Source organism: Pseudomonas sp. Z5-35 (assembly GCF_051131945.1).
Taxonomy (GTDB): domain Bacteria; phylum Pseudomonadota; class Gammaproteobacteria; order Pseudomonadales; family Pseudomonadaceae; genus Aquipseudomonas; species Aquipseudomonas marvdashtae.
Genome location: NZ_CP071640.1, coordinates 3,113,999 through 3,139,731, shown reverse-complemented (window position 1 = coordinate 3,139,731; position 25,733 = coordinate 3,113,999). Strand labels below are relative to the sequence as shown.

Below are 25,733 nucleotides of genomic sequence, written 5' to 3'. Positions count from 1 at the left end.
ATCGGCACAAGCCGCAGCCCAGGGCTGCGGCTTGTTGTTTTGACCCGATCAGTCGGCTAAGGGCAAGAACTTGCTCTGCGCCAAGGGCTTGCCTAATCGTCCGCGATGCACGTCCACGACCGCATAAGGGTTGTCGGCCTTGGCCAGCAGCGAGTAATAGTGCTCCTTGCGTTGTTCCTTGGTCTTCAAGTGCGCGACGCTGTAGTCGGCTTTCGGCTTCTCGGCCGCGTCATAGTGAAAATGTGCGTACCAGATGGGAAATCCTTTGCGGTCGTTGATGGCGTACTCCTGGAGAAAGTCCTTGCGCGTACCTGTCAGCGCCTTGCGTTCGCCAAGCCGCGCGACCTGTATCAGGTTCTTGTCGAACAGGTATTGCAGGTTGCCGTCGGTGGGCGGCAGTTGCAGGCTCAGCTCGGTACGCAGCTCTATGCCCTTGGCGGTCAGGCGGGTCACGGCATCCGTCAGTTGGCTGGATAGCCTGAGTTCTGCCGCGGTTGCCGGAGTTTGAGAGGCGGCGAAGGCGCGATCGAGCTCTTCGGACAGTTGGCGAAAGCGAGCGGCCTCATTGCTCATGATCTCCTCGATTTCCTGAGGATGACGGCAACGCTTCTTGTAATCTTCGGCTTTGCGCAGGCGTTCCGGCAGTCGATCGAGCGCTGTGCGTGCCTCGCTCTTGATCGCCCGGAGCGACCTTGTCCTGGGCGCGGGGGCAGGGCGCTGTTCTTCCACGACATCCCACGCGTCTTCATGCTGCGAATAGGTGGCGAGCAATTCGTTGTCGACTTCGGAACGCAGCTCGACCACGTCTATTGGCGAGGCGGTGCCCGCCGGCTTCAGGTCGCCAATCAGGACACCACTGTGGCGCGTCTTGATTACTTTTTTTAGCGGGCGTCCCGCTGATGCCTTCGGGCGTTTCGGGGGGCGTTTTCGCGGTTTCGGCTCAGGTTTTATTTGGTCTGCCAGGCGACTGGATGCGTCCAGGTAAAGGCCTTCGACCAGCTTGAACAACCTGTCGAAATAGGCTTCGTGAACGTCAGTGGAGTTGAGGGCTTTAAGACCTTGCAAGCCATCGAGCGCTTTGCCGTACTGCTCGGTCAGGGTCTCAAGCACTTCCAGGTGCTCCGACGCGGCCAGGTCGTACAGGCGCAGGTCGGAATGCGAACGAACCTGTTTTATCAAGGGTTCGATGATGTTGGTCAGGCTTGCGGACAAGCCGTGATCGTTGAGTTTCAGAGCCAACGATGTGAGGGTTGGCAATTGCAGGGCTTTGGTCGCCAGTGCGCTCCTTTCATTGGGCAACCGGCCGTGGGTCAAGCGTCTGAATGCCTGTTCACCCGTGGCATCCAGGTTCAACAGCTTTTCCAGGTATCTGTCCGTGAGCTCCAGAGATTGGATTGCACGATCGTTGATGTCGCTCAAGGCGATGAGGTATCGCTCGTAACCTTGAATATTGGTGAGCGCGGCTTCCACCAGTTCAAACCCTGGCCGGGTAAATTCTGGATAGGTGGCAAGCAGGGCTTGCAGGTCCATTTCAATGACTACGTAAGCCTTGCGGGCATCGTTGACCACGTTTTCCATCAAGGCGGGGTAGGTTCCCGGAGGCGGCTCTATATTGAGCCGGGCATAGTCAGGGCCGTTATCCAGTATCTTTTCGCAGAGATCGATCTGCTCGTTAAGCAGGTCGTAGAGCACCTTGCGTCTTGCCGCGCGCTGCTCAGCGGTATAAGTCGCACCTTCCTGCACCCTTTCCATCACCGCTTGAGCGGTGTCCACGGCTTGTTGCCGAATGGCTTGTTGCCCGGTGAACTCTCTCAACTCACGAATCAGTCGAGCTTTTTTTTCGGCATTGAGGCGACGCTGTTCCATTACCCGATTGCCGGGCATGCCTCCTCGCAGGCGCAAGCCCAGATCCATGGCCCATTGGCCTTCACGATTCAATCTGAGCACCGGGCCACTTCGAGACTGATCCATTGGGTCGATAATCGTCGCGCTGCCGTCCGATTCCGGGCTGACTCGATACAGCCTGTTCTCGACCAGGGCATGCCACTGGTGATCAATCACATACAGGCCCGCGTGTGGCCCGCTCCTGACCGGCTCGGGTAGTAACGCCGGGTGCGGTGCCTGCAAGCGCAGCAACTCGGCGCGTTGTGCCAATGTCAGACCACGACGGGCACTGGCGAAGCTGAAGTCCAGGGTGGTGTTGTCGGCGTGGGTCAGTTCCGGCAGGGCCACGTAGCCTTCCTGAAGGCTGGGCGCGGTTGGCGCGGGCCATTGTTCAGGGATGGCGCGCGGGGCGGGAGCATCCATTGCCTGTTGCTTCAGCGCTTGAGGTACGACAGTGCGGGCCGGGGCACTGATGGACGGAAATTGACTCGCCAGCATGACCAGATTGAGCAGCAAATCAACGGCGGCGAGCTCTCGCGCCATCGGATCCTCGCCACTCAGGGCCGGGATATCCTGACTGGCGCTGGCCATCAGGTTCCACAGCCAGGCGACGGCCATGACCGGCCCACGCAGAAAGGGCACCAGCACTGCGTTGAACAACAAATTGCCGCCTTCGAGCAGTACTGCCCAGCGGCTTTCACTGTTGGACACCGACTGCCGGTCGGCCTGGGCGATCAGAGCCCGGGCGTTGCAACCGTAGAGGTATTGCGTCAGCTTGCCGTTATGCAGCAATTGCCGCAGCTCCTCGCTGCCCTCGTCTACAGCGATCGTCGCCGGGGCCGGCTTCTCGGGGACGCTGAACTCGTCGCCCTGGAAAAAACGCACGATGTGCGGTTCCTGGAAACCTCCGTTGGCGTACACCGTCCGCGCAGCGTCAGACATCCAAGTCAGCACGCTGTCTTGCAGGTCTCCAGGTTCGACGACGGCTTGCAGCAACGCCGCCCGTGTCGGGAATTGCTGTAAGGAAGGCGAGTAAAAAGGCCGATACAGCAGGTGCGGGCCAGTGTGCACGGCCTCGGCCTCGATAATGAACATGTTGGCAACGATGTCGGGTTTCGCCTGGGCCTTGCGCAAGAACGCCAAGTGGCGGACGACTACGCGCTGCCCATTGATTTGTTGATTCTGCGCGTCGAGGTGCAAGAGTGCTTCGACCAGGCCCAAGCCTGGTCGCGTCATGCCGTTCTCGCTGTTCAACACCTGCTTCAATGCTTCGAGCACCAGCTGCGCGGGGATCTGTTCGGCAAACAGCCCCTGGCGACGCTGCGCCTGGGGCAGATCGTCGAAAAGTTTTTGTTGCAGGTAACGCGGATACGTCGTGCCGATATCAACCTGCTCGACCAACCCATCCTTGCGGGTAATGAAATCCGCTGTCAGCCACGACGGCAGGGTGAGCCCCTGGCGATGGCTGAGCTTCAAGTTGCCGCTGGGCCGGGCGACGAGGTTTTTGATGGCCAACTCCGTCAGGCTCATTTGCCTCTTTTCGCTGATGCCTACGGTGCCCGGATATCCTGCCGACACGGTGAAGTCGAGCACCACATCGTCGGGGTTGTAACGGCTGGACTGGGCCTTGTCAGAATGGCTGTCGTTCATTTGCCCCATCTGGTCGAGCAGGGCGCTGGCGGTGAAACGCTTGATGTCCTGGATGTCGCTGAGATAGGTCTGGCCGTCGTTGCGTCTTTTGGCCCCAGCCAGCGCCAGGGCGTGATGCTGGAATTTCGTTTGGTCGACAACCGAGGCCTTTTTTAGCCAGTCAGGCAACAGTGGCTCAAGTCGCTCCGACGTTTCTGGCAGCAGGCGCGGAGTATCGCGCAGATCCCGGGCGGGATCGGTCAACTCGTTGTAGAGATCATTCAACGGCTGGAGACCGATCCGGGACGGCAGTCGGACCGCGCTGACGGCGGCCAGTTGCTGCTCCAGCATCAATCCGGCCTGGGTATCAAAAGCATTGCCGCCGATCTCGTAGCGCTGGAGGGTGACCGTGTCGACGACATATTGGCTAGCGATCCGTTCGCGCCAATGCTGGTTGAAGGCCTCCATCGAATCGAAGGATTGGACGGTACTCCCCGGGCTGCAAAGCAAAATGACGAGCCCATACTGAGTGTAATGAAGCAGCAGCAGGTCAGTGCTGGGCAATACCGTGTTGCGGGTGCCTTGGGTGAGGGTACTTTCCAGGCTGTAGGCATAGACGGGCGGGACGTTGTGTCGGAAACGCTGATCGCGGTCGGGCCAGCGGACGATCTGCTCCAGGGCATCGCGCGCCGGTTCAGTGAGGCGGGGCTGTTGCAGCCCGCGCAGGTGCAGAAGATTGCGCAGTGTATCGCCGAGCCACTGCCATCGGCTGGTCCCAGCGTTCAGTCCCGTTGGCGTGGTGGTTTCGATGTCGGTGTTCCAGTAATGCGTCAGGGCTTGTTCGAATCCGGCTGCGACGATCCAGGGCAGCTCGAGCACGCATTTCTCGATGACCTTGATGTCCAGGTTATGCCCAGCCTCTGGCCGAAGACGTTTGGGGAATGTATCGGAGAGATAGGCGTCGAGGCCTGCGCGCGACGAAAAATCCACGGGCGTACCGAGGGCGAGGTAATCGAGCACCAGGGCCATGAACGGCCGGGCGACCCAGCTTTTGCCAGCTTCATTCGGTGTTGCCAGCTGGGTCTTGGAGAGGTCAATGGCCAGGGTGGGGTAGTTTTCCTTGACGGCTTGCACAAGCATGCGTTGGACGACCTGTTCGAAGGTCGGGCGGCCGGCGAACTGCAGGCTGACCCTTTGCGCCAATGCGGCGGCGGTATCGGCCGTGGGGAGGGCGGTCATGAGAAGTCCTTTTCCTAAATTCCGTGGCCGTCGGAATGACGGCGGGAAAAGTATCGACTTCTCTGTTCCGTGCGGGTGGTACATACATACCACCCGGTCAAGTGCGGCGTGTGGCAGGTGGCGTTGGAGCCAGGGACGTGTCAGGCCGGGTCGTTGCCGAGCACCACATTCAGCGCGCTGCGGGCATCGTCCAGCTGCACCAGCGTGGCATGGCGAGCGCCGAGTGCGTCGCGGTTCTCGATGGCGGTGAGAATCGCCTTGTGTCGTGGCATCGCCAGCTCATGCAGGTTGGGCCGCTGGTTGGAATGCTTGAGCGCTTCGGCGATGGCCACCGACAGCATGTTGCACAAGTTGGCGAGCAGGTCGTTGTGGGTGGCGTCGGCGATGCGACTGTGGAAATCCAGGTCTGGTTGCAGCAGCGCCTCGGGAGTCGGGGCCGCGTCCATGCGCTGGTAGGCTTCGTGGATGGCAGCGATGTCTTCATCGGTGGCGAACTGGGCGGCGAGGGCGGCGGCGGCCGGCTCGATGATGCTGCGCACGCTGGTCAGCAGGTTGAAAAACTCATTTTGCGGGCTGCTTTGCATCAGCCAATGCAGCACATCGGGATCGAGCATGTGCCACTCCCGACGCGGCTTGACCACCGTGCCCACGCGCGGTCGCGAATACACCAGGCCCTTGGCGACCAGCACTCGCGTGGCTTCGCGCAGCACCGGGCGACTGACCGCATACTCTTCGCACAGCAAGGCTTCGGCCGGCAGTTTGTCGTCGGGCTTGAAGCGCCCGGAGACGATCTGCATGCCCAGTTCCTGGACGATGCGCGCATGCATGCTTTTGCGGTCGGAGGGTTTGCGGTAATCCATGGGACGCGGCGCGATCCTGTACGAGGGGGTGCCGCGCATGATAGCAGGCGCGGCGGGTATTCATCAGGCTAAACCCTTGGGCTTGAGTGACTTGTGGCGAGTGGATCAGTGAGAGTGGCGTGGCACCTCGGCCCCACGACAGCCCACCAGGAAGTCGAAGTCACAGCCCTGGTCCGCTTGCAGGACGTGGTCGATGTACAGCTGGCGATAACCGCCCAGTAACAGGTTCTGCCGCGGTGGCAGGTCGGCCAGGCGCGCGGCGAGTTCGGCGTCCGGGATGTCCAGGTGCAGGCGGCCGCTGGCGCAATCGAGTTCGATCCAGTCGCCTTCTTTCACGGCGGCCAAAGGTCCGCCGGCCGCCGCTTCCGGTGCCACATGCAGCACGACGGTGCCGTAGGCGGTGCCGCTCATGCGCGCATCGGAAATCCGCACCATGTCCGTCACGCCTTGGGCCAGCAGCTTGGCCGGCAAGCCCATGTTGCCGACTTCGGCCATGCCCGGATAACCCTTCGGCCCGCAGTTCTTCATGACCAGGATCGAGTCGGCGTCGACGTCCAGTTCCGGATCGTTGATCCGCGCCTTGTATTCGTCGAAGTTCTCGAACACCACCGCACGACCGCGATGCTGCATCAGTTCGGCGGTGGCGGCGGACGGCTTGAGCACTGCGCCCAGTGGCGCCAGGTTACCGCGCAGTACGCAAATCCCGCCGTCGGCGCGGATCGGATTGTCCAGGGTTCGGATGACTTCGTCCTGGCCGTAGATTGGCGCGTCCTTGGTGTTTTCCCCCAGGCTCTTGCCGTTGACGGTCAAGGCGTTCGGGTGCGGAATCAGGTTGGCTTCACCGAGGCGGCGCAACACGGCAGGCAAACCGCCGGCGTAGTAGAACTCTTCCATCAGGAAGCGCCCGGACGGTTGCAGGTCGACGATGGTCGGCATGCCACGACCGATGCGAGTCCAGTCGTCCAGGTCCAGCTGTACGCCGATGCGTCCGGCAATGGCCTTGAGATGGATCACCGCGTTGGTCGAACCGCCAATCGCGGCGTTGACGCGGATGGCGTTTTCGAAAGCTTCCTTGGTCAGGATCTTCGACAGCTTGAGGTCTTCACGGACCATTTCCACGGCGCGCATGCCGGACATGTGGGCGAGCACGTAACGGCGCGCGTCCACTGCTGGAATGGCGGCGTTGTGGGGCAGGGACGTGCCGAGGGCTTCGGCCATGCAGGCCATGGTCGAGGCCGTGCCCATGGTGTTGCAAGTGCCGGCCGAGCGGGACATGCCGCCCTCGGCCGCAAGAAAGTCGTCGATGGTGATGGTGCCGGCCTTGACCTGTTCGCTCAGTTGCCAGACCACGGTGCCCGAGCCGATGTCCTGGCCCTTGTGCTTGCCGTTGAGCATCGGTCCGCCGGTGACGACGATGGCAGGCACGTCGCAGCTGGCGGCGCCCATCAACAGCGCGGGGGTGGTTTTGTCGCAACCGGTGAGCAGCACCACGCCGTCAATCGGGTTGCCGCGAATGGCCTCTTCCACGTCCATGCTCGCCAGGTTGCGGGTCAGCATGGCGGTGGGGCGCAGGTTCGATTCGCCATTGGAAAACACCGGGAATTCCACCGGGAAGCCTCCGGCTTCGATCACGCCGCGCTTGACGTGTTCGGCGATCTGCCGGAAATGCGCGTTGCACGGTGTCAGCTCCGACCAGGTGTTGCAGATACCGATGATCGGCTTGCCGTGAAACTGATGGTCGGCGATGCCCTGATTTTTCATCCAGCTGCGGTACATGAAGCCGTTCTTGTCGGCGGTGCCAAACCATTGGGCCGAGCGCAGGGAGGGTTTCTTATCAGACATGATCGATTCTCTTATTGTATGACTATATTGTTCTAGCTGAAGCGTAACATAAGCGCAATTTGCGCGGTTTGGAAGTGTTGTTGCTCAAATAGTATTACTATATAGTCCGGTTCAACGGAGGGGTTGTCCTGGCGGTCATTCGCCAGAGAAATCCCCCGAGCTTCTATAACAACAACAATCGGAGACCGGTCCCATGAGCCAGGAATTGCGGCTTATTCGTCGCATCACGCTGAAACTGATTCCCTTCCTGATCCTGCTGTACCTGATTGCCTACGTGGACCGCTCCGCCGTGGGCTTCGCCAAGCTGCACATGGGCGCCGACATCGGTATTGGCGACGCCGCCTACGGCCTGGGTGCAGGGCTGTTTTTCATCGGTTACTTCCTGCTGGAGATTCCTAGCAACCTGATGCTGGAGCGCTTCGGTGCCCGGCGCTGGTTCGCCCGGATCATGCTCACCTGGGGCGCCATCACCATCGGCATGGCCTTTGTGCAGGGTCCCCACAGCTTCTATGTGATGCGCTTTTTGCTGGGTGCGGCCGAGGCCGGGTTCTTCCCGGGCGTGCTGTATTACATCACCCAATGGTTCCCAGTGCGCCATCGCGGCAAGATCCTTGGCCTGTTCATTCTTTCCCAACCCATCGCGATGATGATCACCGGCCCCGTGTCCGGTGGCTTGCTGGGCATGGACGGCATCCTCGGCCTGCATGGCTGGCAGTGGCTGTTCATTGTCATCGGCCTGCCGGCGGTGCTGTTGACCTGGCCGGTGCTGCGTTACCTGCCGGACGGACCGCACCAGGTCAAATGGATGGATCAGAGCGAGAAGGATTGGCTGACCGGTGAGCTGAAAAAGGACCTGGAGGAATACGGCCAGACCCGCCATGGCAATCCGCTGCATGCGCTCAAAGACAAGCGTGTCTTGCTGCTGGCGCTGTTCTATCTGCCGGTGACCCTGAGCATCTACGGCCTGGGCCTGTGGCTGCCGACGCTGATCAAACAGTTCGGTGGTACGGACCTGGTGACCGGATTCGTGTCCTCGGTGCCGTACATCTTCGGCATCATCGGGCTGTTGATCATTCCCCGCAGTTCCGACCGCTTGAACGACCGCTACGGCCATTTGGCGGTGCTGTATGTGCTGGGCGCCATCGGCCTGTTCCTCAGTGCCTGGCTGACGGTGCCGGTGCTGCAATTGGCGGCGTTGTGCCTGGTGGCGTTTGCGCTGTTCTCCTGCACGGCGGTGTTCTGGACTTTGCCCGGGCGTTTCTTTGCCGGCGCCAGCGCGGCGGCGGGCATTGCGCTGATCAACTCGGTGGGCAACCTGGGCGGTTACATCGGACCGTTCGTGATCGGTGCGCTGAAGGAGTACACCGGCAATCTGGCGTCTGGGCTGTATTTCCTCTCGTGTGTGATGGTCTTTGGCCTGGTGTTGACCGGCGTGGTGTACCGCCTGCTGGAGCGCAAGCACGTGTTGCCGGCCGATCAGTTCGCCGCCAGTGCCCGTGGGGCGACGCGTAGCTGAGGTCACTGCGATCAATTATGGAAGAGCTTTTGTGGCGAGGGAGCTTGCTCCCGCTCGACTGCGCAGCAGTCGCAATATGGGCGATGTGTTTCGTCTGAATGAACTCGGCGCCTGGAGGTGGGGGGCTTTGCCCCCAGCGGGAGCAAGCTCCCTCGCCACAAAAAGCCTGCAAAGTAAGTCGGCGTTCATATTCATGTTTTTGTTTACAGGGAGAAAGCCCATGCGTTTAGTTCAGTTCGAATTGAGTAACGGCGAGCGCCGCGTCGGTGTCGTCGATGGCGATCAGGTGCGTGAAGTGCAGGGCGCCGGTACTGTGCGGGAGCTGGCGCTGGCCGCCATCGAAGCGGGCGTGAAGCTTGAGCAGCAGGTCAGTGGCCTGGGCCTGGGGGCGACTCATGACTATGCGCAGTTGCTCGGTGAATTGCGCATCCTGCCACCGCTGGATCATCCAGACCCGGCGCACTTGCTGGTCAGCGGGACCGGTCTGACTCACCTGGGCAGCGCTTCGGCCCGGGACAAGATGCACCAGCAGGCCGGTGACGAAAGTGCGATGACCGACACCATGCGCATCTTCAAATGGGGCGTGGAGGGCGGCAAACCGGCGGCCGGGCAGGCCGGCGTGCAACCGGAATGGTTCTACAAGGGCGACGGCAGTATCGTCGTCCGTCCGGGCCATCCGTTCCCGTTGCCGCCGTTCGCCGAAGACGCCGGCGAAGAGCCGGAAATCAGCGGCCTGTACGTCATCGGCCACGACGGCAAGCCGTATCGCCTGGGCTTTGCCGTGGGCAACGAGTTTTCCGACCATGTGATGGAACGCAAGAATTACCTGTACCTGGCTCACTCGAAATTGCGCAGTTGCAGCTACGGCCCGGAACTTCGCGTGGGAGAACTGCCTCAACATCTGTCCGGGACCAGTCGTATCCTGCGCAACGGCGAAGTGTTGTGGCAGAACGAATTCCTCAGCGGCGAGGCGAACATGTGTCACAGCCTCGAAAACCTGGAGTTCCATCACTTCAAGTACAGTCAGTTCCTACGCCCGGGGGACGTGCACGTTCACTTCTTCGGCACCGCGACCCTGTCGTTCGCCGACGGCATCCGCACCCAGCCGGGGGATGTGTTCGAAATCAGCCAGGCCGAATTCGGCGCACCGCTGATCAACGGCATTACTCCGGTAGACGCGGTGTTCAACCCAGGTACTATCGGCACACTTTAAAAGGAGACTTGCGATGAACCAGATCCTTGGCCACAACTACATCGGCGGGACGCGCAGCGCGGCCGGCCAGACTCGCGTGCAAAGCTTCGACGCCAATACCGGCGAGGCCTTGCCCCATGAATTCTTCCAGGCCACGGCAGAAGAAGTCGACGCTGCCGCCAAGGCCGCGGCAGCGGCTTATCCTGCTTATCGCAGCCTGAGCGCGGCGCGTCGGGCCGAGTTTCTCGACGCGATTGCCGATGAGCTGGACGCCCTGGGCGATGAGTTCGTCGCCGTGGTCTGTCGTGAAACTGCCTTGCCAGCCGCACGGATCCAGGGCGAACGCGGGCGCACCAGCGGGCAGATGCGCCTGTTTGCCAAAGTTTTGCGCCGTGGCGATTTCTACGGCGCGCGCATTGACCGCGCGTTGCCTGAGCGTACGCCGCTGCCGCGTCCGGACCTGCGCCAGTACCGCATCGGCCTCGGCCCGGTGGCGGTGTTTGGCGCCAGCAACTTCCCGCTGGCATTCTCCACCGCTGGCGGTGACACCGCCGCCGCGCTGGCCGCCGGTTGCCCGGTGGTGTTCAAGGCCCACAGCGGTCACATGGCCACGGCCGAACACGTGGCCGATGCGATCATCCGCGCCGCTGAGAAAACCTCAATGCCTGCCGGTGTGTTCAACATGATCTACGGCGGTGGCGTCGGCGAATGGCTGGTCAAGCATCCGGCGATCCAGGCCGTCGGCTTCACCGGTTCCCTCAAGGGCGGGCGCGCCCTGTGCGACATGGCGGCCGCGCGGCCCCAACCGATCCCGGTGTTCGCCGAGATGTCGAGCATCAACCCGGTGATCGTCTTGCCAAAAGCGCTGGAGGCCCGCGCCGAAAGCATCGCTCGCGACCTGACCGCCTCGGTGGTGCAAGGCTGCGGCCAGTTCTGCACCAATCCTGGTCTGGTGATCGGCATTCGGTCGCCACAGTTCACCGCCTTCACCCAGCAAGTGGCTGCGCTGATCAACGACCAGGCACCGCAAACCATGCTCAATGCCGGCACGCTGCAAAGCTACGGCAAAGGCTTGCAGAAGCTGTTGGCTCATTCCGGCATCGAACATCTGGCGGGTGGCGAACAGCAAGGCAACCAGGCCCAGCCGCAGTTGTTCAAGGCTGACGCCAGCCTGCTGATCAACGGCGACGAGGCATTGCAGGAAGAAGTCTTCGGCCCGACCACGGTGTTTGTCGAGGTGGCGGACCAGGCGCAACTGACCGCTGCGCTGAACGGCCTGCACGGACAATTGACCGCCACGATAATCGGCGAGCCGGCGGACTTCGAACAGTTCGGCGAACTGACGCCGCTGCTGGAACAGAAGGTCGGTCGCATCCTGCTCAACGGTTATCCAACCGGCGTCGAGGTCTGCGACTCGATGGTTCACGGCGGGCCTTACCCGGCGACATCCGATGCCCGTGGCACGTCGGTCGGCACCTTGGCGATCGATCGTTTCCTGCGGCCGGTATGCTTCCAGAATTACCCCGACAACCTCTTGCCGGAGCCGCTGAAAAACGCCAACCCGCTGGGCATTCAGCGGCTGGTGGATGGCGTACCGGGGCGCGAGGCGCTCTGAGGATTAGGCAGTCCATTGAGCTTTGATAGGGCTGTCGCGTATCCAGGCAGGCCCGCTCCCACCATTCGGATGCTTTCGGATTGTGGGGCGGGCCTGTTTGCGTTGGCGATTGTGCCGGTGGCAGGGTTTTCGAACCTTATGGGCCCAGGCCCGGTCCGACATTGGGTTATCATGCCGCCTTTCCAATGACTGACTGATCGCTATGACTGCCCCGACCGACACCCTGCTGCACGCCCTCGAAAATTGCGACATGCTGATCATCGACGGGCTGCACGCGTTCGATTTTTCCCTCGACGAGCAAGACCAGTTGCACGTTGAGTGCATGAATGGCCGCACCCTTGAGCACTGGCGTTTTACACCTGCGCAGATGCAGGCCGCGACCTTCGACAAAGCCCTGAAGCATTGGATCATCACCAGCGACTCGGGCGACCATCACCTGGAATGCGTGGAAGCCACCAGCGGCCACGACGACGAGGACCAAGAAGATGAAAATGCGTAGTTTCTGGCCATTGTTGATGGCCGGCAGCGTGGGCGCCATGGGCGTCCAGGCAGACACCGCCGAACATTATCAATTGCTGGTCGGCTCCTACACGGCGGACCAGAGCCAGGGCATCTACCGCATGCAGTTCGACAGCCGCACCGGACAGCTCGACGCCAAGCCGCTGCAAGTGATCAAGACGGACAACCCGTCCTGGCTGACCCTTTCCAAGGACATGACCCGGTTGTTCGTGGTCAACGAAAACGGCCCGGGTCAGAAGGATCCGGTGGGCAAGGTCAGCAGCTACGCCATTGACCCCAAGACCCATGAGCTGAGCCTGCTCAATCAGGTACAAAGCCTGGGCAACGAGCCAACCCATTCCAGTCTGAGCCTCGATGGCCAGCATTTGCTGGTCAGCAATTATTCCGTGCTGGAAAACCCGGGCGGCACCTTGGTCGTGCTGCCAGTGGGGCAAGACGGCAAGCTGGCTCCGGTGGTGCAGTCGGGCAGTCATCAGCCAAGTCGGGTCAACCCTGAGCGGCAGAAGTCCGGCCATGTGCATTCGGCGGTGCCTTCGCCAGACGGCAAGTACGTGTTCGCCAATGACCTGGGGGCGGACAAGGTGTTCGTCTACCGCTACGACCCCAAGGCCAATCCCGAGCTGCCACTGACACCCGCCGACCCGGCATTCGTGCAGTTGCCGCCGGGCAGCGGGCCGCGTCACCTGTTGTTCAGCAGTGACGAGAAACATGCTTGGCTGACCATGGAGATGACCGCCCAGGTCGCCGTTTTCGACTACGCGGATGGCCGCCTGAGCCAGCGCCAGCTTGTCGACCTGGCGGCGGATAAACCCCAGCCGGGCAGGGCAGTGGCGGCGCTGCATGCCTCCAAAGATGGCAAGTTCCTGTACGTCAGCAATCGGGGCACCACCAACGAACTGCTGGTGTTCGCCATCGACCCGGCGGCTGGCACGCTGAAGGAGCTACAGCGGCGTTCAGTCGAGGGCGACCATCCTCGGGAATTCAGCCTCGACCCGACTGGAAAATTTGTCCTGGTGGCCAATCAGAAGAGCAACCAGATCGTCGTCATCGAGCGAGATCCGAACACCGGTCTGCTGGGTAGAACCGTGCAGAAGCTGGCAATGGATGCGCCAAGCGATCTGAAGTTCATGGTTCGTCAATAACCCGAAGGCCCCGTTCTATGGGGCCTTCGCCGCTGTATCAACGAGACTGATAGTCGCTAGTATTACAAAGCATTTCAAGACGAGACGCCTCGGCGCGTAAGTTTGCTTCACGGCCCCAACGGGCAAATCAGCTAACTGAATCCGAGGACTACCGCCATGAATCTGAATCTTTTCTCCGTGATCGCCGCTTCCGCTATTTCCGCCACCGTGGCCTTGCCGGCCAGTGCCAGCATTGAGATCAGCGACAAGAAAAACCGTACCCAAAGCTACACCGAAAAATACCTGCAACAGAGCGCCAATTTCTACGCGGCGCTGGACCACAAGATCCAGCACTGAATCTCGCTGCAACTGAAGCCTGCGATCTTTTCATCTCCTACGGCGTGCTAAAGAGAGAAAAGATCGCAGGCTTCGTGCGTCTGGGTAAAAACCCTATTGTGATATCACTTGGCCATGTGGTTAAATTTGACGCTAGTTAATTGACTCCTTACCAATAAGGATCGACACCATGGCGATGCGTCTTGCAGTGATGTTGCTGTTTCTCTATTCCACGCCGATTGTCTCGGCAGCCCAGCCGGTTCCAGGTGAGCTGGAAGTGGCTCGTGAGCGGTTGTTGAGTTTGCTGAGCGACTGAGCGGCCAGGCAACAAGGGCTGTGTGCAAGCAGCTACTTGGCCATGATCGCCACGAACAGCTCGGAATCCAGGAATCTCTGCAACCAGTCCTGTAGCCGCGGATAGGGCGCCTGGGCAAACCAGTCGCGATCAACATGAGCGAACTGGCGTATGAACGGCATCACGGCCACGTCGGCCAGGCTCTGATGCGCCGCCGCCAGGAACGGACGGGTTTCAAGCAGTCCTTCCAGTTTACGCAGGAAAATTTCCCCTTCGCTGCGGTAATGTTCCTTCGGGTATTCGGGATGCCGCTCCGGGTATTTGTAGCGGTTCAAGTGGAGCTTGAATACCTGGTCGTTTTCCTCGATCAACGCCGCCGTCAACGCCTGGCCCTGGGGATCGTCCCGTAGACGCCAGTCTTGCGGATCGTGCTGGACCAAGGCCCATTGCATGATTTCCAGGCTTTCATCGATTACCTGGTCGTCGACTGCCAGCACCGGCACCGTGCCTTTGCTGGACAGCGCCAGCATCTCGGGCGGCTTGGCCTTGAGGCTGACTTCGATCAGGTCCAGCGCGACATTGCTGTAGCGCAATGCGATGCGAGCTCGCATGGCATAGGGGCAACGGCGGAAGGAATACAGCGTGGCGCGGCTCATTTCACTTCCACCGTGCTCAGCCCGTTGCCCTGGCGTCGGACCTGGATCTGCACCGGGATCCGTTCATGCATTTCCTGCACGTGGGAAATGACCGCGACTTTGCGCCCTTGGGCCTGCAAGCCGTCGAGGGCGTCCATGGCCAGTTGCAGCGATTCGGGGTCGAGGCTGCCGAAACCTTCGTCGATGAACAGCGATTCGATTCTCAGGGTGCTGGACGCCATCGAGGCCAGGCCCAGTGCCAGCGCCAGGGAAACCAGGAAGGTTTCGCCACCGGACAAAGAATGCACCGAGCGCAGCTCGTCGCCCATCTCCGTGTCCATCACCAGTAGCCCGAGCATGCTGCCGCCACGCTTGAGCCGGTAGCGCCGGACCAATTGCCGCAACTGGGTATTGGCGTGATGCACCAGCAGGTCGAGGTTGTAAGCCTGGGCCAGTTTGCGGAAACGGTCGCCGGTGGCCGAACCGATCAACGCGTCCAGGCGTGCCCAGCGCTGGTACTCGGCGTAGGCCTGTTCGATCTGCTGGGCCAGGGCCTGGTTGGCGTTTTGTCGACGTTGGTCCTCGGCCTGCTCGGCCCGCAACTCGGCGCAGCGTTGCTCGCTGGCGGCGGATTGGTCCTGCAGTTCGGCCAAGGCTTGGGTCAGTTGCTCAGGCGCCAGATTGCCGTTGTGTTGGGCCTGATGATTTTGCAAGCGCTGTTCGCGTTCGGTAAGCAGCACGCGGGCTTGCTCGATGGCTTTGTCGCTGTTGAGCAGCCGTTGCCGCAGTTGACCGACCTGCTGCTCGTCGAGGCCGAGCAGGGCGTCAAGCGCTGCGTTGTCCAATTCTGGATGGGAGGCGCGCCATTGCGCGATGCGGGTATTCAACGCCTGCTGTTCGGCCTCCACCGATTGCGCCTGTTCATGCCGGGCCTGGAGCTCGGCAGCCAGCTGCACAAGGCTGTTGCGCAGATCTTGCAATTGTTGATTGGCCGTGGCCTCGGCATTGCGGGCCTGTTCCAGGGCCTGGTCGAGTTGCTGCTGCCATTGTTCGGCGCTGGTGTGTTCACCCAGCAACTGGACGAGTTTTTGTTGGCAGGCCTGTTGCTGTCCGGCCAGGGCATTGAACTGCTGTTGCGCCGATTCCACCTGCTGCAGGCGAACCTGCTGGCGGTCCTGCTCTTTTTCCAGGGACTGCTGGCGCTGAAGCTGTTCGGCGAGTTCTTCGCGTTGCTGGTCCAACTGCGCCAGGCGCTGGCTGATCTGCTGGTCGAGCTGCATAAAGGTCGCGGCGGGCTCGGTGCGCAGTGCCTGCAAGGTGTCCGCCGGCAGCAAGGCGCTGAAATGACCCAGTTCATCCTCAAGGCGCTGGCGATCCCGGGCCAGCTCCTGTTGCTGATTGTTCAGGTGCAGTGACGCCTGCTGGCTTGCCGTCTCGGCATCGCGCAACTGCTGGGCCAGGCGTGTGGCGTCCTGTTGCAGGGTGAGCAGGGCGCCCTGGCGTTGTTCGTCCTGGCTGATACGCAGGTTCAATTGACTGTTTTGCTGGTCCAGCCAGGCGTCGCGCTTATCCGCGTCCTGGGCCAGCAGTTGCGCCGACAACGGGTGGGCTTCGACGCTTGGCGCGAGGCTCTGTTGCTGGTCCGCCAGTTGCTCCTGCTGCTGCTTGAACTCCTTGAGCTGGGCGATGACGCCGCTGTACCGCGCCCGCAGGTCAATGACTTTTTCATTGAGCAGGTCGACAGCCTTCTGGGCGTTGGCCTGTTCGCTTGCGTCGAATCGCCCGAGACTTTCCAGCAGCGCTTCGGGCTGATGATAAGGGTGTTCGACGCTACCACAGACCGGGCAAGGTTGATCGTCCTGTAGTTGCTCGCGCAGTTGCTCGACGCTTTCGCTGCGGGCCAGGCGTTGGCGTTCCAGCAGGTCGCGGGTGACGGCGAGCGTCTGTGTGGCGAGGGTCAGTTCGGCCTTGGCTTCTCCACCTTCACGCACCAGCCGGTCACGCTCCTGCAACGCCTGTCGCTGGCGCTGTTCAAGGTCGGCCGTGCGCTTGTCCAGCGCCTGCTGACTGGCCCACAGACGGGTCAATTCTTCGAATGCGCGCAGTTGCTTGCGGTTGTCTTGGAGCAGGGTGCCGAGCAGTTGGATCTGTTCGGCCACGGCGTCCGGCTCGGCGTCGGCCTCCTTGTAGAGCACTTCGAGATCCTGTCGGCGGGTCGCCAGGTTCTCGGTGGCGCGAGCGGCGCTGTGTTCCAGGAGCGCAAGCTCCTCTTGACCTTTGTTCAGTCGATTTCCGATCAGCATCAGCTGTTGCAGGCGATCGCGGTAGGCGCCCCAGGCATCGCCCAGCGGTGCAAGATCGGTGCTTTGTTCGAGCTCGCCAGCGATCCGTTGCAGGCGCTCGGCAACCTGCCGTTGCTGCGCCAGCAAGGACTCAATCGTGCGCTGGCCGTCGGCGCTAGCCTGTTGGGCCTGTTGCAAGTGCTCGGCGCGTTGGCCGGCGTCCGTGGCCAGTCGTTCGAGGCTGCTTTGCTCATCGAAGGCCTGGCGCAGCAGCGGCGCGTTATCGGTGCTCTGCTGGCGGGCAGCGACCAGGGCCAATTGCGCGACGCCGAGGCGCTTCTCCAGTTCGGCCTGTTGCTCGTGCAGCTCCACTTGTTGCTGGGTCAGTTGTTGGATCCTGACGGCTAGCGGCTCAAGTTGGCGCGTGAGCTCCGCTTGACGGAGGAACTGATGCCGCTGCGGCGCCAGTTGGTCCAGGCGTGTCAATTTCAGGCGTTCGTCCGCCAGCCCATCCCAATCGACCTGGGCCTGTTGCAGTTGTTCGGCGGCGCTGGCCTGTTCGTCCTGCAGCTGGCGCAAGTCCTTGAGCCAGGTGTGCTGCTGCTCCAGTTGCTTGAGTTGCGTCTGTTGGGTCTTGAGCAGCAGCTGGGCTTCGTTGAAACGCTGGTCCAGCTCAGCCCGGGTTTCGGGGGGCAGCGGTGTGACGCCGGTCGCCTGGTCCTGGAGCTGCTTGTGGGTTTCCTTGGCCTGCTTGGCCTTGTCGAACGCGCGGCGGCCGAGGCGGGTATACAGGGCGGTGTCGGTGAGCTTTTCCAGCAGTTCGCTGCGGTCGTTGTCGTCAGCCTTGAGAAAGGCGCTGAACTCGCTCTGGGCCAGCAGCACGGCACGGGTGAACTGTTCGAAGTTCAGGCCCAGGGCGGCTTCGAGTTGGGTTTTGTATTCACCTTTCTGGCTTGCCAGCAATTGATCGTTGTCCAGGTCCCGCAGGCTCTGGCGGCTTGCCTGCAACTTGCCGCCGGCCTTTTCCCGGGCGCGATTGGCCTCCCATCGGGCCCGGTAGCGGCGGCCGTCGATGCCGCGAAAATCCACTTCGGCGTAACCGTCACCGGTGCCACGGCGCAACAGCGTGCGTGGGTCGCCCGTGGCGATTTCGCCATCGGCGTCTGGCACCTTGGCATCGCGCCCGGTGTTGCTCAGGCGCGGCACGGCGCCGAACAACGCCAGGCACAAGGCATCGAGCAGCGTGCTCTTGCCCGCGCCGGTGGGGCCGGTGATGGCAAACAGGCCGGCGCTGGCCAATGGCTCTGCGGTGAAGTCGATTTCAAAAGGCCCTGCCAGCGAGGCGAGGTTCTTCAGGCGGATCGCGAGAATTTTCATGGCTGCTCACTCTCCGTCTGCACGTCTTGCAGCAACACAGCAAAATCCTTGAGGGTCTGTTCGTCGACTTCGTTGCCGTAGGTGTCCAGCCAGGCGCGGCTGAACAATTGCTGCGGGCTGAGCTGGTCAAGGTCGACCAGCGCGGCATTGTCCCCGGCGGCGCCAGCCGCGCCGCTGCCGGCGTACTCGGCGGCGATACGCACCAACCGTACGGCTTTGCCTTGCAGGGCGGTTTCCACTTGATGGCGCAGATCCGGTTGCGGCTCGTCGAGGCGCACCCGTACTTCCAACCAGGGCTGGCGCTGGGTGTCGGCCAACAAGTCGATGTCCGGCAATTCCTTGAGCTGCACAACAATATCGGCCAGGGTTGCAGGGCCCAGGCGTTGCAGGTTGACGGCGCGGGGAATCAGCCGCGGTTCGACGTTCACCAGGGTTTCGCCATCCAGCGTGACGTCGAGGATCTGGTGCCGGTAGCCAATCTCGGAAAACGACAACGGGATTGGCGAGCCGCTGTAGCGGATGCGTTCTTCGCCGTTGACCTTCTGTGGCTTGTGCAAGTGACCGAGGGCGACGTAGCTGATGCTTGGGCCGAAAAGACTGGCGGGCAGGGCCTCGGCGTTGCCGATGATCAGGCTGCGCTCGGAGTCTTCCGAGACCGAGCCCCCCGCCATGTGCGCATGGCTGACGGCGATCAACGCCTGGCCCTTCTTGCGTTTGGCGTTGGCGGCGGCGATCAGCCACTCATGGACCTGGCCGATGCCGCGCAAGTAATCGTCGCCCAGTTGCGCGCCGGTCACTTCCGCTGGGCGCAGGAATGGCAGGGCGAGGCACCAGGCCTTGACCTTGCCCTTGGCGTCGGGCAACGGCAGCAGCAGGCGCTCGACGTCCAGCTGCCCATCGTCCAGCCACAGCACCCGGCCCAGGGCATGGGTGCGCAAGCGCCGCATCAACGGCGCCGGCAGTTCGATACGCGAGCCGGAGTCGTGGTTGCCGGCGATCATGACGATGGTCAGGCTGGGGTGTTGTTCGTGGGCACTGACGATGAAATCGTACAGCCGCTCCTGGGCTTTGACCGGCGGGTTGACGGTGTCGAAGATATCGCCGGCGATCAGCAGTACGTCAGGTTTTTCGCTGGCCAGTTGGCGCAGCAGCCAATCGAGGAAACAGGCGTGTTCGAAGTCGCGTTCCTGGCCGTGGAGGTTTTGTCCAAGGTGCCAATCGGAGGTGTGAAACAGACGCAAGGCAGACTCCAGAAAACAGAGGATGGCCGCGGGAAGAGAGGCGGCGCAAAAATGCAGAGTTTACTGGGAAATGGCATTGGGGACTTGGTCAACTTCCCTGGATCGTCTAACGCCTGCTTTTGTGGCGAGGGAGCTTGCTCCCGCTGGGCTGCGCAGCGGCCCTAACTAGCCAGTCGCAACCTTTCCGATACACCGAGGCGCCTGGCTTTGGGCGTGCTGCGCGCGCCAGCGGGAGCAAGCTCCCTCGCCACAAAAGCTCGGCGCCGTTCGCGAGGGTTATTTGGGGTACAGCGGCGGCAGGCTCGAATCGCTGGTTGAATCCTGTGCGCCCTCAAGGGGCGGGATGGTGCGAATCGCACGCCACAGGTCTTCGCCTTGCCAGTGCTGGCCGGTTTCGCTGTAGAGGGCGCCGTTCAAGCCGTCCAGGGCGTCGGACAGCGGCACGAAACGCGCCGCCATGTCGGCCAGCGTCTCCGGTTGCTGGCGGGCCCAGGCGTCCAGCGCCTGGCGGGTGGCGTGGGGATCGTTGGCCAGGCAGGCACGCTTGAGGTCGTCCAGCAGGGTGCGTGGGCTCGGTCCGGCCTGGGTCGCGCGCAGGATCGCCGGTTGCCAGCGGGCTCGCCACCACAGGCCGAAACCGAGCAGTGTGGTACAGGTAAGGATGAGCGTGCTCAGTTGCCAATACCACAGCGTCTCGCTGTCCACGGTCGTGACGATTTGAGCGGGGCCCGCCGGTGTGTCGACCATCAGGCTCGGATTGTTCGCCACTTGCAGGGTTCGCGCGGGCAGGCTGGTGCGGTCCAGGTGATCTTCCAGGGTGTTCCACCAGACCACTTCCACCGGTGGCAGCTCGATGGTGCCGCTGCGGTTGGGCACCAGCGCCTCGCGATCTTCACGACTGCCCACAAGGCCGCGTTCGCTGCTGCGACTGCTCAGCACCGGCTGGTCGGGATAACGCCGCAGGCCGTTGATCTCGGTCGCGGGCAACGGAGGCAGCTGGGCGCTGGTCAAGCCTTCGGCCTCCAGCGTCAGGCTGCGGGTCAGTGAGTCGCCGACCTGGCTGTGGGTCGGTTCCGGGCTCCAACTTTCGCTCAAGGACAGGCTGCGGGCCGGCAGCCATGGCAGGTCGGCCGGGTAGCTGGCGGGCTTGGGCATGACGGTCAATGGCAATGGCGTGGAGCTGACTCGCATCAACTGGCCAGGTTTGGCGCCCGGCGTTGCCGTGCCCTGGGCGGTTGGCTCGACCAGCGTGGCGCTGAAGGTCTGGACCGGGATCGTCAGTTCGCCGCTGCGCTGCGGATAAATGCCGTAACGCAGTTCGATCACGCCGTGGCGAACGTCGTTGATGACCTTCTCGTAGGTACGTGATTCGCCCAGTTGCTCGGTGCGTGCGTCAGGAATGTGCAACGGTGTCAGGCTGCTGTCGTCGTACAGCGACACCGAATGGTAGATGCGCAGCGTAAGGATCGCCTGGGCCTGCACATACACCTGGGCCTGGTCGAGGTTGGCCTCGATAAAGACGGGCGCGAGGGTGCCGGAGGCGTTACGGGTTTCGCTTTCGATCACCTGCAACGTGATCGGCTGGCTGGTTGTTTCGCCCAATTGCAGGGCCGGTATCACCACGGTGCCGCTCTGGCGCGGGAGCAGGGTCACGATCCAGCGGGTGGTGGCGCGATTCTCGCCGTCGAGGGTGGTCAACTGGTTGACCTGGCGCGTGCCCCGCACATCGAATAGCGCCTGCAGAGCGCTCAGGTCAGGTTTGCCGAACAGCGTGGCGTCGTTGGACTCCAGCGTCAGCTCAACGGTCTCCCCGGAATTCAGGCGGCTGCGGTCCACGCTGGCGGTGAGCTGTGCGGCTTGGGAGCCGACAGCCCAAAGCAGCAATAGAAGCAGATAGACGATGCAGCGGCTCATTGGTGTTTTTCCTGGGCCTGGTGGCTTTGCTGTTCATACCAGAATTTTCGCCTGAGCAGTTCGCCCGGGTTATCCGGGATCTGGCGCAGCCACTGTTCAAGTGCCTGGCGCTGTTCTTCTTCATTGCGCTGGCCCGCGGCCGGACGCAGTGGCGGGGTGGTGGTCTGCTCGTCGGGCAACTCGCTGCCGGGCACATCCTGGGCGCCGGGCGGCGGTGCCTGGGATGCCGGGGATTCGTCGGGCGCCGCGCTGGCGTCGGAGGACGGCTGCCCCGGCTCTGAAGACTGCGCCGAAGCATCGGTATCCGGCGGTTGCTCGGCGGGGTTAGGTTCCTCGCGTTCGGCAGGCTTGGGCGCATCCGGTGGCGGTGCCTGCTCTTTCAGCAAACTTTCCACCAGGGCTTTGTTGGTCTGCGCCGGGCGCAGGTCCGGTTGCAGCTCCAAGGCTTGTTCATAGGCATCGATGGCGGCTTCCAGCTCGCCGCTCCTGGCCAAGGCGTTGCCGCGATTGTAATGAGCCCGGGCATCGTTGCCTTCGGCAAACCGTCGGGCGGCTTCGCTGTACGCACCGGCTTCGTACAAGGCAACCCCCTGCCATTGGCTGTCCTCGAAATGGGCGGCCGCCTCGGCGGGGCGTTTTTGCTTGAGCAAGTGCTGTCCTTGTTGATCGGCGCGCAACCACAAGTCCTGGAATTCGAAAGCATGGCCGGTTTGCGGAAAGGCGAACAGCAGCGGCAGGCAGAACAGCCAACCACGCCGCCCGGCGCACGCGGCCAGCAATAACAGCGGCAGAAGCAGCCAGTAGCCTTGGTCCGCCCAGGTATCCAGGCGCAGTTTCTGACCATCGCTGCGCAGACGGCGTGGGCCGTCCAACAGCCCCAGGCCGCGCAGGTCACCGTCATCCAGGCGTGCCGGCCGGTAGCGGCCGTCCAGTTCATTGATGAAGGATTTGAGGCTCGGGCTGTCCAGGCGCGGGACCAGGATGGCGCCCTGTGGGTCCTTGAGGTAACTGCCATCCTCCTGGGCCACTGGCGCGCCTTCACGGGTACCGATGCCGAGCATCAGCAAGCGCGTCGCGGAACCGTCCAAAACCTGCCGGATGCCTAGGCGTTCCTGCTCGTTCAGCGACGACCCTATCAGCAGGATCCGGCCATGACCAAGCCCGGCCTGATCGAGCAAGGCCATGGCTTTGGTGACCGCCAAGTCGGCGCGGTGGCCGTTTTGCGGCATGATCGACGGCGCCAGGGCCTCGAGCAGGTTGGCGCTGGTGGCCAGGTCGTCGGACAGCGGCACCAGGGTGTGGGCGCTGCCGGCGTAAACGATGATCGCGGTCTGTGAATCACTGCGATTTTGCAGCACGTCCAGCACTTTGCGCCGGGCCTGTTCCAGGCGCGTGGGCGGGACGTCGGTGGCGAGCATTTCCGGGCCCAGTTCCAAGATCACAACCAGCGGATCGGCGGGTTTCTGGCTGGTCTGTTCGACGCGCGTCCAACTGGGGCCGAGCAAGGCCAGCACCATCAGCAGCCAGCCCAGGCCCAGGGCAATCCAGGGCAGTCGACTTTCACGGCCGCTGCCACCGCTGAGCAGCACCGCATGGAACGCCGGGGGCAGGATCATCTGCCAGCGGCCCACGCGTTTTTGCCGGTGCCACAGTTGCCAGAGCAGCCAACCCAACAGAGGCAGCAGCAGGATGAAACCAGGGCGCAGCCAATGCGGCCAGAGCGCGATCATCGGCGCCTCCGCAGTCGCAGGCGCTTGAGCCGTTTACGCCATTCAGAGGATTGCGATGGCTGAAACAGCGGCTGGGTAAAGAGCCGCTGCAACGGGTTGTCCGGCCAGCGTTCCCTGGCCACCAGCAACATGCTCAACAACAGCGCAACGGCCAGCGGCCACTGATAGAGCGCCAGGGACGGGCGTGCCTGGGTCGGTTGCTGCGCCACCGGTTCGAGTTGGTCGAGGGTGGTCTTGATCGCCAGCAATTGCTCTCCATCCTGGGCTCGAAAATATTGACCGCCGGTGACTTGGGCGATGTCCCTGAGTGTCGCTTCGTCGAGATCCAGGCTCGGGTTGACGCCCAGGAAGCCGGCCGTGCCCGTTTGCTCTGGATCGGCGCCCACGCCGATGGTGTAGATTTTCACGCTTTCATCGGCGGCCAGTTGGGCGGCGGTCAGCGGATCGATTTCGCCACCGTTGTTGGCGCCATCGGTGACCAGGATCAGCACGCGGCTGTGGGCCGGACGTTGGCGCAGGCGTTTGAGTGCCAGGCCAATGGCATCGCCGATGGCGGTGTTCTTGCCGGCGATGCCTACGCGCGCCTCGTCGAGCCAGAGGCGCACGGTGTGACGGTCAAAGGTCAACGGCGCTTGCAGATAAGCCTGGCTGCCGAACAGGATCAGGCCGACCCGGTCGCCTTCGCGGCTTTCGAGAAAGTCCCCGAGCGTGTGCTGGACCAGCGCCAGGCGACTGACTTCCTCGTCCTTCCACTGCATGTCGGGAAAATCCATCGACCCTGATACGTCCACCGCCACCAAGAGGTCGCGGCCGCTGGCGGCAATCGGCAGCGGTTCGCCCAGCCATTGCGGGCGGGCGGCGGCGATCAGCAGCAGGAGCCACAGCAGGATGAAGGGCGCCTGCTGGCGCCAGGTCGGCAGGTTGGCCCGGGCCCGGCGCCCAACCAAGCCTTCGAGGTCTTCCAGGAAACTGACCTTGAGGGCCGGCTCACCGCTGTCCGCCGCCGGCAGAACCAGGCGCATCAGCCAGGGCAATGGCAACAGGGCGAAGATCCACGGCCAGGCGAATTCAAACATGCTTGCGAATCCAGATCTCGACCGCCTGGGTCAGGCCGGCAATGGCTTTGTCATCGAGCTTGCATTCAGGCTTGTAGGCGCCTTCCACCAGGATCATCCAGCGGGTCAGGCCGGCGGCCGGGCAGCGGTTATCGAGGAAGGCCAGCCATTTGCGTCCATTGAGGGTGTGGCTCTGGCTGTAGGGATAGTGGTTGCGACACAGGCGCTTGAGCAGCCCGTTGAGTTGCTGCAGCCAGGCCCCGGCGGGTGCGCCGTCGTAGGGTTTGGGCAGCAGGGCGAGTTCGGCCAGCGCCGCGAGGCGTACCGGGTCCAGCGGTTGTTCGGTGCGCGAATCGGTACGCCTGGCGGGAATGAACCGGCGCAACTGCCACAGGCCCAGGCCCAGCAGTGGCATCAGCACCAGCAGCAACCACCAGCCTGGCGCGGGCGGCCAGAAGCCAATCGGGGGCGGGGCCATGAGCGGCTGCAGTTGATCAAGGCTGCTCATCGGGTTTTCCCTGGCCGCTTGGGGTTCAGGTACTCGCGCAGTTGTTCGACCATGTCGCCCTGCGTGCTCAACGGCAGCATCAGGATTCGCAGCTTCTGCGCGAGCATTTCCCAGCGCTCCAGCCGTGCCTCGGCCTGGGCGCGATAGGTCTGGCGCAGTTCGAAGTTCAGCGTATCGATCTCCAGCTGCTCGCCCCGTTGGGCAAACCGAAGCAGCCCGGCGGCGGGCAGGGCGTGGTCCAGCGGGTCGGACAACGGCAGCAGCAACAGATCGCAATGGCGCGATAGCAGGCTCAATTGCTGCTCGGCACCGTCGGACAGGGCGCGCTCGTCGCAAATCACGATGGCCAGGCTGCCGGGACGCAGCACCTCCCGGGCGCGGCGCAAGGCGACGCCGAACGAGTCGTGGTCCGACTCACCTTCGGTGTGCAGCGATTGATTGACGCGCACCAGGCGATTGAGCAATTGCAGCAGGCTCTGCTTGCTGCGCCGGGGCTTGACTTCGTAATGGGTGTTATTGCCGAACACCAGCCCGCCCACCCGGTCGTTGTGCCCCAGCGCGGCCCAGCCGATCAGGCTGGCGGCCTGGGCGGCCAGCACCGATTTGAAAACCTGCCCGGAGCCGAAGAACAGGCGATGGCTTTGCTCGATCATGATGAAGATCGGCCGCTCCCGTTCTTCGTGGAACAGCTTGGTGTGGGGCTCCTGGGTCCGCGCGGTGACGCGCCAGTCGATGGTCCGCACATCGTCGCCGGCCTGATAGACCCGCACCTGGTCGAAATCCACACCGCGTCCACGCAGCTTGGAGTGGTGCAGGCCAATCAACGGGCTACGCTGGCCGGGGGTGGAGAACAATTGCACCTCGCGCACACGGTGGCGCATCTCGATCAGCTCCGAAAGGCTGACGCGGATGCCCGGGACGGGCGCCAGTGGGTCATTCATTG

18 protein-coding genes are annotated in these 25,733 nt (G+C 62.7%); 7 read left to right on the top strand and 11 right to left on the bottom strand.

Going from position 1 to position 25,733, the window contains the following annotated elements; translation table 11 throughout:
• Positions 1-48 precede the first annotated feature (48 nt).
• The 3 genes from J3P95_RS14280 to J3P95_RS14270 all read right to left on the bottom strand — a co-directional run bounded on the left by J3P95_RS14280 (position 49) and on the right by J3P95_RS14270 (position 7,454).
• Complete coding sequence (locus tag J3P95_RS14280; RefSeq protein ID WP_434580853.1) at positions 49-4,752, bottom strand: dermonecrotic toxin domain-containing protein; 4,704 nt, start codon at positions 4,750-4,752, stop codon at positions 49-51.
• Between the two features lie 140 nt (positions 4,753-4,892).
• Positions 4,893-5,612 carry a FadR/GntR family transcriptional regulator gene (locus tag J3P95_RS14275; RefSeq protein ID WP_434557468.1) on the bottom strand — a complete coding sequence of 240 codons (720 nt, stop codon included), beginning with the start codon at positions 5,610-5,612 and terminating at the stop codon, positions 4,893-4,895.
• Between the two features lie 105 nt (positions 5,613-5,717).
• Positions 5,718-7,454 carry an IlvD/Edd family dehydratase gene (locus J3P95_RS14270; protein WP_434580855.1) on the bottom strand — a complete coding sequence of 579 codons (1,737 nt, stop codon included), beginning with the start codon at positions 7,452-7,454 and terminating at the stop codon, positions 5,718-5,720.
• A gap of 193 nt (positions 7,455-7,647) precedes the next feature.
• Between J3P95_RS14270 and J3P95_RS14265 the strand changes: the two genes are divergently transcribed.
• From J3P95_RS14265 to J3P95_RS14235, 7 genes are all read left to right on the top strand, one after another.
• The gene (locus J3P95_RS14265; RefSeq protein WP_434580857.1) at positions 7,648-8,970 is read left to right on the top strand and encodes an MFS transporter; all 1,323 of its coding nucleotides are present in this window, start codon (positions 7,648-7,650) and stop codon (positions 8,968-8,970) included.
• Between the two features lie 220 nt (positions 8,971-9,190).
• Positions 9,191-10,183, top strand: coding sequence for an AraD1 family protein (gene araD1, locus J3P95_RS14260; RefSeq protein WP_434580859.1), 993 nt, complete (start codon positions 9,191-9,193; stop codon positions 10,181-10,183).
• Positions 10,184-10,196: 13 nt separating this feature from the next.
• Entirely contained in the window at positions 10,197-11,777 is a 1,581-nt protein-coding gene (locus J3P95_RS14255; protein WP_434580861.1) for an aldehyde dehydrogenase (NADP(+)), read from the top strand.
• A gap of 202 nt (positions 11,778-11,979) precedes the next feature.
• Entirely contained in the window at positions 11,980-12,276 is a 297-nt protein-coding gene (locus J3P95_RS14250) for a DUF5629 family protein (RefSeq protein ID WP_434557463.1), read from the top strand.
• Positions 12,263-13,438 carry a lactonase family protein gene (locus J3P95_RS14245; RefSeq protein ID WP_434557462.1) on the top strand — a complete coding sequence of 392 codons (1,176 nt, stop codon included), beginning with the start codon at positions 12,263-12,265 and terminating at the stop codon, positions 13,436-13,438. The genes J3P95_RS14250 and J3P95_RS14245 overlap by 14 nt, the downstream gene beginning before the upstream one ends.
• 156 nt (positions 13,439-13,594) lie before the next feature.
• The gene (locus J3P95_RS14240) at positions 13,595-13,774 is read left to right on the top strand and encodes a hypothetical protein (protein ID WP_434557461.1); all 180 of its coding nucleotides are present in this window, start codon (positions 13,595-13,597) and stop codon (positions 13,772-13,774) included.
• 169 nt (positions 13,775-13,943) lie between these two features.
• Positions 13,944-14,069 carry a hypothetical protein gene (locus J3P95_RS14235; RefSeq protein WP_256207078.1) on the top strand — a complete coding sequence of 42 codons (126 nt, stop codon included), beginning with the start codon at positions 13,944-13,946 and terminating at the stop codon, positions 14,067-14,069.
• Between the two features lie 32 nt (positions 14,070-14,101).
• Here J3P95_RS14235 and J3P95_RS14230 read toward each other — a convergent pair whose 3' ends face one another.
• From J3P95_RS14230 to J3P95_RS14195, 8 genes are all read right to left on the bottom strand, one after another.
• The gene (locus J3P95_RS14230; protein WP_434580863.1) at positions 14,102-14,704 is read right to left on the bottom strand and encodes a glutathione S-transferase; all 603 of its coding nucleotides are present in this window, start codon (positions 14,702-14,704) and stop codon (positions 14,102-14,104) included.
• A complete protein-coding gene (locus J3P95_RS14225; RefSeq protein ID WP_434580864.1) occupies positions 14,701-18,342 on the bottom strand; it encodes an AAA family ATPase in 3,642 nt (1,213 codons plus the stop codon). Before J3P95_RS14225 ends, J3P95_RS14230 begins: the two co-directional genes overlap by 4 nt.
• Positions 18,339-19,583 (bottom strand): exonuclease SbcCD subunit D C-terminal domain-containing protein, encoded by a 1,245-nt coding sequence (locus tag J3P95_RS14220; RefSeq protein WP_434557458.1) that lies wholly within the window; start codon positions 19,581-19,583, stop codon positions 18,339-18,341. Before J3P95_RS14220 ends, J3P95_RS14225 begins: the two co-directional genes overlap by 4 nt.
• Positions 19,584-19,859: 276 nt before the next feature.
• The gene (locus J3P95_RS14215; RefSeq protein ID WP_434557457.1) at positions 19,860-21,497 is read right to left on the bottom strand and encodes a BatD family protein; all 1,638 of its coding nucleotides are present in this window, start codon (positions 21,495-21,497) and stop codon (positions 19,860-19,862) included.
• Positions 21,494-23,227 (bottom strand): tetratricopeptide repeat protein, encoded by a 1,734-nt coding sequence (locus tag J3P95_RS14210; protein WP_434580866.1) that lies wholly within the window; start codon positions 23,225-23,227, stop codon positions 21,494-21,496. Before J3P95_RS14210 ends, J3P95_RS14215 begins: the two co-directional genes overlap by 4 nt.
• Positions 23,224-24,303 carry a vWA domain-containing protein gene (locus J3P95_RS14205; RefSeq protein ID WP_434557455.1) on the bottom strand — a complete coding sequence of 360 codons (1,080 nt, stop codon included), beginning with the start codon at positions 24,301-24,303 and terminating at the stop codon, positions 23,224-23,226. Before J3P95_RS14205 ends, J3P95_RS14210 begins: the two co-directional genes overlap by 4 nt.
• A complete protein-coding gene (locus tag J3P95_RS14200; RefSeq protein ID WP_434557454.1) occupies positions 24,296-24,790 on the bottom strand; it encodes a DUF4381 domain-containing protein in 495 nt (164 codons plus the stop codon). The genes J3P95_RS14205 and J3P95_RS14200 overlap by 8 nt, the downstream gene beginning before the upstream one ends.
• Complete coding sequence (locus J3P95_RS14195) at positions 24,787-25,731, bottom strand: DUF58 domain-containing protein (protein WP_434557453.1); 945 nt, start codon at positions 25,729-25,731, stop codon at positions 24,787-24,789. The genes J3P95_RS14200 and J3P95_RS14195 overlap by 4 nt, the downstream gene beginning before the upstream one ends.
• Between the last annotated feature and the right edge of the window lie 2 nt (positions 25,732-25,733).